Source organism: Streptomyces netropsis (assembly GCF_014203545.1).
Classification (GTDB): Bacteria; Actinomycetota; Actinomycetes; order Streptomycetales; family Streptomycetaceae; genus Streptomyces; species Streptomyces netropsis.
On sequence record NZ_JACHJG010000007.1, the window covers coordinates 43,117 to 51,294 of the forward strand.

General features: G+C 70.0%; 4 protein-coding genes and 4 tRNA genes. 6 read left to right on the forward strand and 2 right to left on the reverse strand.

What is annotated here, in order from left to right; all coding sequences use genetic code 11:
* A partial coding sequence (locus FHS38_RS17665) for a DEAD/DEAH box helicase (protein WP_184734540.1) occupies window positions 1-2,014 on the reverse strand: 2,014 nt, incomplete at its 3' end.
* Window positions 2,015-2,318: 304 nt separating this feature from the next.
* Here FHS38_RS17665 and FHS38_RS36115 point away from each other — a divergent pair.
* Complete coding sequence (locus tag FHS38_RS36115; RefSeq protein WP_184734541.1) at window positions 2,319-2,966, forward strand: hypothetical protein; 648 nt, start codon at window positions 2,319-2,321, stop codon at window positions 2,964-2,966.
* 21 nt (window positions 2,967-2,987) lie between these two features.
* On the opposite strand, the gene FHS38_RS17675 is transcribed toward FHS38_RS36115, so the two are convergent.
* The gene (locus tag FHS38_RS17675; RefSeq protein ID WP_184734542.1) at window positions 2,988-3,338 is read right to left on the reverse strand and encodes a metallopeptidase family protein; all 351 of its coding nucleotides are present in this window, start codon (window positions 3,336-3,338) and stop codon (window positions 2,988-2,990) included.
* A 194-nt stretch (window positions 3,339-3,532) separates the two neighbouring features.
* Between FHS38_RS17675 and FHS38_RS17680 the strand changes: the two genes are divergently transcribed.
* The 5 genes from FHS38_RS17680 (at window position 3,533) to FHS38_RS17700 (ending at window position 8,166) form a co-directional block, all read left to right on the forward strand.
* Window positions 3,533-3,605: transfer RNA gene (locus FHS38_RS17680), tRNA-Glu, on the forward strand.
* A 39-nt stretch (window positions 3,606-3,644) separates the two neighbouring features.
* Window positions 3,645-3,719 (forward strand) — tRNA-Asp (locus FHS38_RS17685).
* Window positions 3,720-3,741: 22 nt separating this feature from the next.
* Window positions 3,742-3,815: transfer RNA gene (locus tag FHS38_RS17690), tRNA-Phe, on the forward strand.
* A 152-nt stretch (window positions 3,816-3,967) separates the two neighbouring features.
* The gene (gene hrpA, locus FHS38_RS17695) at window positions 3,968-7,918 is read left to right on the forward strand and encodes an ATP-dependent RNA helicase HrpA (RefSeq protein ID WP_184734543.1); all 3,951 of its coding nucleotides are present in this window, start codon (window positions 3,968-3,970) and stop codon (window positions 7,916-7,918) included.
* A gap of 173 nt (window positions 7,919-8,091) precedes the next feature.
* A tRNA-Asp gene (locus FHS38_RS17700) sits at window positions 8,092-8,166 on the forward strand.
* Window positions 8,167-8,178 lie beyond the last annotated feature (12 nt).

An 8,178-nucleotide genomic window follows, 5' to 3' on the forward strand; every position in this document is an offset into this window, starting at 1 on the left:
AGCCACCACCGGCGGGACGGTCGTCACGACGCTCGTCACGACGGAACCCACCCGACGGACGGTCGCCACCGGAACGGAAACCACCGGACGGACGGTCATCGCGGCGGAAGCCGCCACCGGAGCGGTCGTCACGACGCTCGTCGCGACGGAAGCCACCACCGGCGGGACGGTCGTCACGACGCTCGTCACGACGGAACCCACCCGACGGACGGTCGCCACCGGAACGGAAACCACCGGACGGACGGTCGTCACGGCGGAAGCCACCGGACGGACGGTCGTCGCGACGGAAGCCGCCCGAAGAGCGGTCGTCACGACGGTCGTCGCGACGGAACCCGCCGGAGCGGTCGTCACGGCGGTCATCGCGACGGAAGCCGCCCGAGGAACGGTCGTCGCGGCGCTCGTAGTTGCCACGCTCGTCGCGGGGGGTCGACGTGGACTGCGCGGGCACGGCGGCGGCGGCCTCTTCGGCCTTCGCCTCGTTGGCAGCGGCCTCGGCCGCGGCGGCCACGGCGGCCTCCGGGTCCTCGCCACGCTCGCGGGCGGCGCGCGCCACGAGGCGGTCGGCCTCCTCGCGGAGCTCGGTGGCACGGCGCTGGACGCGCTCCACCTGGCGGTTGAGGTCCTGGAGCTCGCGCTCGGCCTGCTTGGCGGCGTTGGCCGCGGAGTCGGCCTGGACCTCGGTGAGCGAACGCGCACCGGTGATCTTGGCGACGTCCTCGTCGAAGGCGCCGGCGCCACCGACGATGTGACGCGAGGCGTCGACGCCCGCGTCCTCCATCAGACGGAAGATCTGCTTGCGCTGGTGCGGCAGGGCCAGGGAGACGACCGTGCCGGACTGGCCGGCGCGGGCCGTACGGCCGGAGCGGTGCAGGTAGTCCTTGTGGTCACCGGCGGGGTCGACGTTCAGCACGAGGTCGATGCCGTCGACGTGGATACCGCGCGCGGCGACGTCGGTGGCGACGAGGACGTTGACGTGACCGCCCTTGAAGTCCTCCAGCACGCGGGTACGCGCGCCCTGGGTCATGCCGCCGTGCAGCGCGTCGGCGCGGACACCGGCGTCGAGCAGCTGCTCGGCGACGCGGTCGGCACCTAGCTGGGTACGGACGAAGATGATCGTGCGGCCCTTGCGGGCGGCGATGGCGGCCGTGACCGGCGCCTTGTCCTTCGGCTTCACGACGAGGACGTGGTGCGTCATCGTGGTGACCGCGCCCTGGGCCGCGTCCACCTCGTGGGTGACGGGCTTGACCAGGTAGCGCTTGACGAGGGTGTCGATCTCGTTCTCCAGCGTCGCGGAGAACAGCAGGCGCTGACCGCCGGACGGGACCTGGTCGAGGATCTCGGTGACCTCGGGCAGGAAGCCCATGTCGGCCATCTGGTCGGCCTCGTCGAGGACGGCGACCTGGACCTTGTCGAGCTTGGCGGCACCGCGGTTGATGATGTCGCGCAGACGGCCCGGGGTGGCGACGAGGATGTCGACGCCGCGCTCCAGGGCGTAGATCTGGTTGCCCATCGACGTACCGCCGCAGACGACCTTCATCTTCAGGCCGAGCACGTCACCGTACGGCTGGAGGGCGTCGGCGACCTGCATCGCCAGCTCGCGGGTCGGGGTGAGGATCAGACCGCGGGGGCTCTTCTTCTCGGTGTGACCACCGGAGAGGACCGTCAGCAGGGGCAGACCGAAGGAGAGGGTCTTGCCGGAGCCGGTGCGGCCGCGGCCGAGGATGTCCTTGCCGGCCAGGGCGTCCGGGATGGTCGCGGCCTGGATCGGGAAGGGCGTGGTGACGCCGTTCTGTGCGAGCTTGCGGACGATCGCCTCGTCGAGACCGAGGTCGGCGAAGGTGACGGTCGGCTCGGCGTCCGCGTCATCGGAGTCGGCGGCGATGTCGGTGTCGACATCGGCGACAGCGTCGACGACGGGGGCGTCGGTGATGGTGTCGGGGGTGGTGTCAGCGGCAGCCTCGACAACGATCTCGTCGTTCTCGGGCATGACGGTCTGCTCAGTGGAAATGGACATGCGAAATGCGAAACCTTCCGGAGTTTCGGCACGCGCCCAAGCTCCGTGTCGGCTTCACAAATGACCGCCTCGATGCGGTCAGCCACGGCAAGGTAAGGAACGCGCCACACGGCGCGCTTCTGTCAGGCGCCGGGCAAATGGGATCAAACGATCTACCACCATACGCACCCACCACCGCATAGCGCAAGTCCTCTCCGGTGAGGCGCCTCGAACAAGCGTTCATCGATGCGGTCGACACCCCCTCTGACCTGCACTTTCACCTCCGGACCGGGCTCTGCGCCGACGACTGCGAGGCGACTGCGAGGTGACTGCGGGGTGGGTACGAGGCCGCTACGAGGCAACCGGTCCCGCCTGCGGAGCCGGCTGCGGAGCGGGCGGGGTCGGCTCCGGGGGAGACGTCGGCGCGGGCGGCGAGGGCGGGCTGCTCGGCTGCTGGGAGGCCGGCTGGGACGACGCCGGCGGCCGCCCGGGCTGCGGTTCCGTGCCCGGCCCCGGACCGCCCGGCGGCTTCGGCCGCTCCCCCGGTTTGCCCGGCTTCCCCGCGGGCGGCGACGCCCCGGCCGACCCGGCGGACGGGGAAGGGGAGGAGGACGCCGCGGACGCCTCCCTGGCCGCGGGGCTCCCGCTCGCGCCGTGCGGCACCTTCGCGCCCGGCCGCCCCGGACGACCGCCCGGCGCCGGCACCCCGCCGTCCGGCCGGGTGCCGACCTCGCGCTGCTTGCCCGAGCCCGACGGCGTCGCCCGGTCCGGGTCGCTCACGCTCATGCAGCCACCGAGGGCCAGCGCCGCGACGGTCACGGCGGCGATACGGGTGAACGTCACGGCTGACGCCAGGGCTGGCATTGCGGGCATGGGCGGGACCGCCTTCGGGTCGCGGGGGGACAGGCGCCCTGCCCAACTGGCCCCGCCCCGCCCAGGACACGCGCGGCGCGCCGCCACCCGACCGGCGTAGCGCGCCCGGCACCCGGCCCCGTCAGCCGTAGCCGAGGGCGTGCAGCCGTTCGTCGTCGATCCCGAAGTGGTGCGCCACCTCGTGAACAACAGTCACTTCCGTCTCCTCCACGGCCTCTTCCCGGGTCTCGCACATCCGCAGCGTCGGCCCCCGGTAGATCGTGATGCGGTCCGGCAGCACACCCGCGTACCACTCACCGCGCTCGGTCAGCGGCGTTCCCTCGTAGAGACCGAGCAGCTCCGGGTCCTCCGCCGGCGGCTCGTCCTCCACGAACACCGCGACGTTGTCCATCAGCCGCGTCAGCTCCGGCGGGATCCGGTCCAGGGCCTCGGCGACCAGTTCCTCGAACTCCTCGCGCGTCATCTCCAGCACGCTCGCCATTGTCCGCCAACGGTGCGCCGGGCGCTGTACCCCGGCGGGCACTTCCGGGGATCTTCCGGCCTCGCCACACCCCGGGCCCGGATCCCGCCGCGAAGGCTCAGGGAAACCGTTTTGGCGTTCCCTCCCTCCATCCCATATGCTTCTCACGTCCCCGACGCGCTGCAAAGCGCCCAGGTGGGCCATCAGCCCTCATCGTCTAGTGGCCCAGGACGCCGCCCTTTCAAGGCGGTAGCACGGGTTCGAATCCCGTTGGGGGCACGCAATACTGTGTGCGAGACTAGTGCTCGCACATTGCAAGGTCCTGTGGAGCAGTTTGGAGTGCTCGCCACCCTGTCAAGGTGGAGGCCGCGGGTTCAAATCCCGTCAGGACCGCTGCAGCTCGCGAGAGCTGCGTGGCTGGGTAGCTCAGTTGGTACGAGCGATCGCCTGAAAAGCGATAGGTCGCCGGTTCGACCCCGGCCCCAGCCACGATGAGGCCCCCGTCTTCGACGGGGGCCTCAGTTTTTTCCGGGATCCTTCGGGGCAAGCCCCGGCCCCCGCGCACACCGCGAGCTGCGCCGCGCCCTCCGCTCTAAATGCGTTCGCCGCTTCGCGACGGCTGGTGCGATCCTGGACTTCGTATGTCTACGCAGCCTGCCCCCGCCACCGCCGCCGGCCTCGCCGCCCGCCTGCCCGAGCTGACGCTGCGCGATCAGCAGCGGCTGGGCCGCCGGCTCGACGGCGCGCGCCGCATCCGTAAGCCCGAAGCCCGAACGGCCGTACTGGCCGAGATCGAGGCCGACCTCGACACCGCCGAACTGCGCGTCGCGAACCGCCGCGCGGCCGTGCCCGAGGTCACCTACCCCGAACAGCTGCCGGTCAGCCAGAAGAAGGACGAGATCCTCGAAGCGATCCGCGACCACCAGGTCGTGATCGTCGCGGGCGAGACCGGCTCCGGCAAGACCACCCAGATCCCGAAGATCTGTCTGGAGCTCGGCCGCGGAGTGAAGGGCCTCATCGGCCACACCCAGCCCCGCCGGATCGCCGCGCGCACCGTGGCGGAGCGGGTCGCCGAGGAGCTGCGCACCCCGCTCGGGGAGGCGGTCGGCTGGAAGGTCCGCTTCACCGACCAGGTCGGCGGCGAGACGCTCGTGAAGCTGATGACCGACGGCATCCTGCTCGCCGAGATCCAGACGGACCGCGAGCTGCGCCAGTACGACACGATCATCATCGACGAGGCGCACGAGCGCAGCCTCAACATCGACTTCATCCTGGGCTACCTCGCCCAGCTGCTGCCCCGCCGCCCCGACCTCAAGGTCGTCATCACCTCGGCGACGATCGACCCGGAGCGCTTCTCCCGCCACTTCGGGGAGGCCCCGATCGTGGAGGTCAGCGGGCGTACGTACCCCGTCGAGGTGCGCTACCGGCCGCTGCTGGAGGAGGACTCCAGCGACCCCGACCGCGATCAGATCACCGCGATCTGCGACGCCGTCGACGAGCTCCAGCGCGAGGGCGAGGGGGACATCCTCGTCTTCCTCTCCGGCGAGCGGGAGATCCGGGACACCGCCGACGCGCTGGAAAAGAAAAAGCTGAGGTTCACGGAGGTGCTGCCGCTGTACGCGCGGCTGTCGCACGCCGAGCAGCACCGGGTCTTCCAGCGCCACACGGGCCGCCGCATCGTCCTCGCGACGAACGTGGCGGAGACGTCCCTGACCGTGCCGGGCATCCGGTACGTCATCGACCCGGGCGCGGCCCGCATCTCGCGCTACAGCCACCGCACCAAGGTGCAGCGGCTGCCGATCGAGCCGGTCAGCCAGGCGAGTGCCAATCAGCGCAAGGGCCGCTGCGGCCGTACGTCGGACGGCATCTGCATCCGGCTCTACTCCGAGGACGACTTCCTCTCCCGGCCGGAGTTCACCGACGCGGAGATCCTCCGGACGAACCTGGCCTCCGTCATCCTCCAGATGACCGCCGCCGGCCTCGGGGACATCGAGAAGTTCCCGTTCATCGACCCGCCGGACCGGCGCAACATCAAGGACGGTGTCGACCTCCTCCAGGAGCTGGGGGCGATCGACCCCAAGGAGAAGGACCACAAGAAGCGGCTCACCCCGCTCGGCCGCAAGCTCTCGCAGCTGCCGCTGGACCCCCGGCTGGCCCGGATGGTCCTGGAGGCCGACCGCAACGGCTGTGCGCGCGAGGTCATGGTCATCGCCGCCGCGCTCTCCATCCAGGACCCGCGCGAGCGGCCCTCGGAGAAGCAGCAGCAGGCCGACCAGCAGCACGCCCGGTTCAAGGACGAGACGAGCGACTTCCTCGCCTTCCTGAACCTGTGGCGCTATGTGCGCGAACAGCAGAAGACGCTGTCGTCCTCGGCCTTCCGCCGGATGTGCAAGTCGGAGTTCCTGAACTATCTGCGGATACGTGAGTGGCAGGACATCTACAGCCAGCTGCGTACGGTCGCGAAGACGATGGGCATCCAGTTCGCGGAGGGTGAGGCGGCGCCCGACCACATCCATCAGTCGCTGCTGGTGGGTCTGCTGTCCCATATCGGTCTCAAGGACACCGAGAAGAACGAGTACCTCGGTGCCCGCAGCGCGAAGTTCGCGGCTTTCCCGGGCTCGGCGCTGTTCAAGAAGCCGCCGCGCTGGATCATGTCGGCGGAGCTGGTGGAGACCTCGCGGCTGTGGGCGCGGGTCAACGCGAAGATCGAGCCGGAGTGGGTCGAGCCGCTCGCCCAGCACCTGGTGAAGCGCACGTACAGCGAGCCGCACTGGGAGCAGAAGCAGGCGGCCGTGATGGCCTATGAGCGGGTGACGCTGTACGGCGTGCCGATCGTGGCCCAGCGGAAGGTGAACTACGGGCGGATCGACCCGGAGACCAGCCGCGATCTCTTCATCCGCAACGCCCTGGTCGAGGGCGACTGGCGCACCCATCACCAGTTCTTCCACGACAACCGCAAACTGCTCGGCGAGGTCGAGGAGTTGGAGCACCGCGCCCGGCGTCGCGACATCATGGTCGACGACGAGACGCTCTTCGACTTCTACGACCAGCGGCTGCCCGAGCACGTGGTGTCGGGTGCGCATTTCGACTCCTGGTGGAAGCACAAGCGGCGCGAGGAGCCGGAGCTGCTCAATTTCGAGCACTCCATGCTCATCAACGAGAACGCCGAGGCGGTCACCAAGGACGACTATCCGGATTCCTGGCGGCAGGGCCGGCTCAAGTTCAAGGTGACGTATCAGTTCGAGCCGGGCGCGGACGCGGACGGTGTGACCGTCCATGTGCCGCTCCAGGTGCTCAACCAGGTCTCGGCCGAGGGCTTCGACTGGCAGATCCCCGGGCTGCGCGAGGATCTGGTGACCGAGCTGATCCGCTCGCTGCCGAAGCCGATCCGGCGGAACTACGTCCCGGCGCCGAACTACGCCAAGGCTTTCCTGGACCGGGCCGTGCCCCTGCAGGAGCCGCTGGCCACGACGCTGACGCGGGAGCTGCAGCGGATGGTGGGCGTCCGGATGGAGCCGGAGGACTTCGACTTCGGCAAGGTCCCCGACCACCTGAAGATCACCTTCCGGATCATTGACGAGCGCAAGCGGAAGATCGCGGAGGACAAGGACCTCGAGGCGCTGCGGATCCGGCTCAAGCCCAAGACGCAGGCCGCGATCACCAAGGCCTTCGAGCAGGCCTCCGTGACCACGGGCGAGGCGGGCGCGCCGCGCGGCCCGGAGCAGCGCTCGGGACTGACCCAGTGGACGATCGGGACGCTGCCGCGCACCTTCGAGACCCGGCGGGCGGGTCAGCCGGTGAAGGCGTATCCGGCGCTGGTGGACGAGGGCGCGTCGGTGGCGGTGCGGCTCTTCGACACCGAGCCGGAGCAGCGCCAGGCGATGTGGGCCGGCACCCGTCGGCTCATCCTGCTCAATCTGCCGTCCAACCCCGCGAAATTCGCCCAGGACAAGCTGAACAACCAGCAGAAGCTCGCCCTGTCGCGGAATCCGCACGGCTCCATCCAGGCCCTCTTCGAGGACTGTGTGTCCGGTGCCGCCGACAAGCTGATCGCGGCGCACGGCGGGCCCGCGTGGGACGAGGAGTCCTTCCGCAAGCTCTTCGACGCCGTGCGGGCGGACATCGTGGACGCGACGCTGGACGCCATCCGCAAGGTGCGGGAGGTGCTGGCCGCCTGGCAGGCGTGCGAGCGCCGGCTGAAGGACACCAAGTCGCTCGTCCTGGTCCCGTCCCTCACGGACGTCAAGGAACAGCTGGCGGACCTCGTCCGGCCCGGCTTCGTGACCACCCACGGCGTGCGCCGGCTGCCGGACCTGCTGAGGTATCTGGTGGCGGTCGACCGGCGGCTGACGCAACTGCCCACCAACGCCGAGCGGGACCGTACCCGGATGGCGAAGGTGCACGAGATGCGCGACGAGTACCTCTGGCTCCTGGAGCAGTTCCCCAAGGGACGGCCCGTGCCGCAGGAGGCGCTGGACATCCGCTGGATGATCGAGGAGCTGCGGGTCAGCTACTTCGCGCACGCGCTGGGCACGGCCCATCCGGTGTCGGACAAGCGGATCGTGAAGGCCATCGACGCGTTGGCGCCGTAGGCGCCGGTGCCCCGGGAAGCCGGTTCGAAGCCCCCGTCGGGAGTCCGTCGGGGGCCCTTCGGACGGCACTTCGGACCAGGTCCGCGGATTCACCCCCGATCGGGTTCGACCGCACCCCCTGACCTGCTGTAGAGTCTGTTTCGCAGCACCGCGCAGGCGGGAAAGCAAAGCAAGGTCCTGTGGAGCAGTTTGGAGTGCTCGCCACCCTGTCAAGGTGGAGGCCGCGGGTTCAAATCCCGTCAGGACCGCATCTCGGTAAG

Coding starts and splice junctions, on each gene's coding strand:
- hrpA (WP_184734543.1), top strand. CDS start 3,968: ATGTCTACGCAGCCTGCCCCCGCCACCGCCGCCGGCCTCGCCGCCCGC.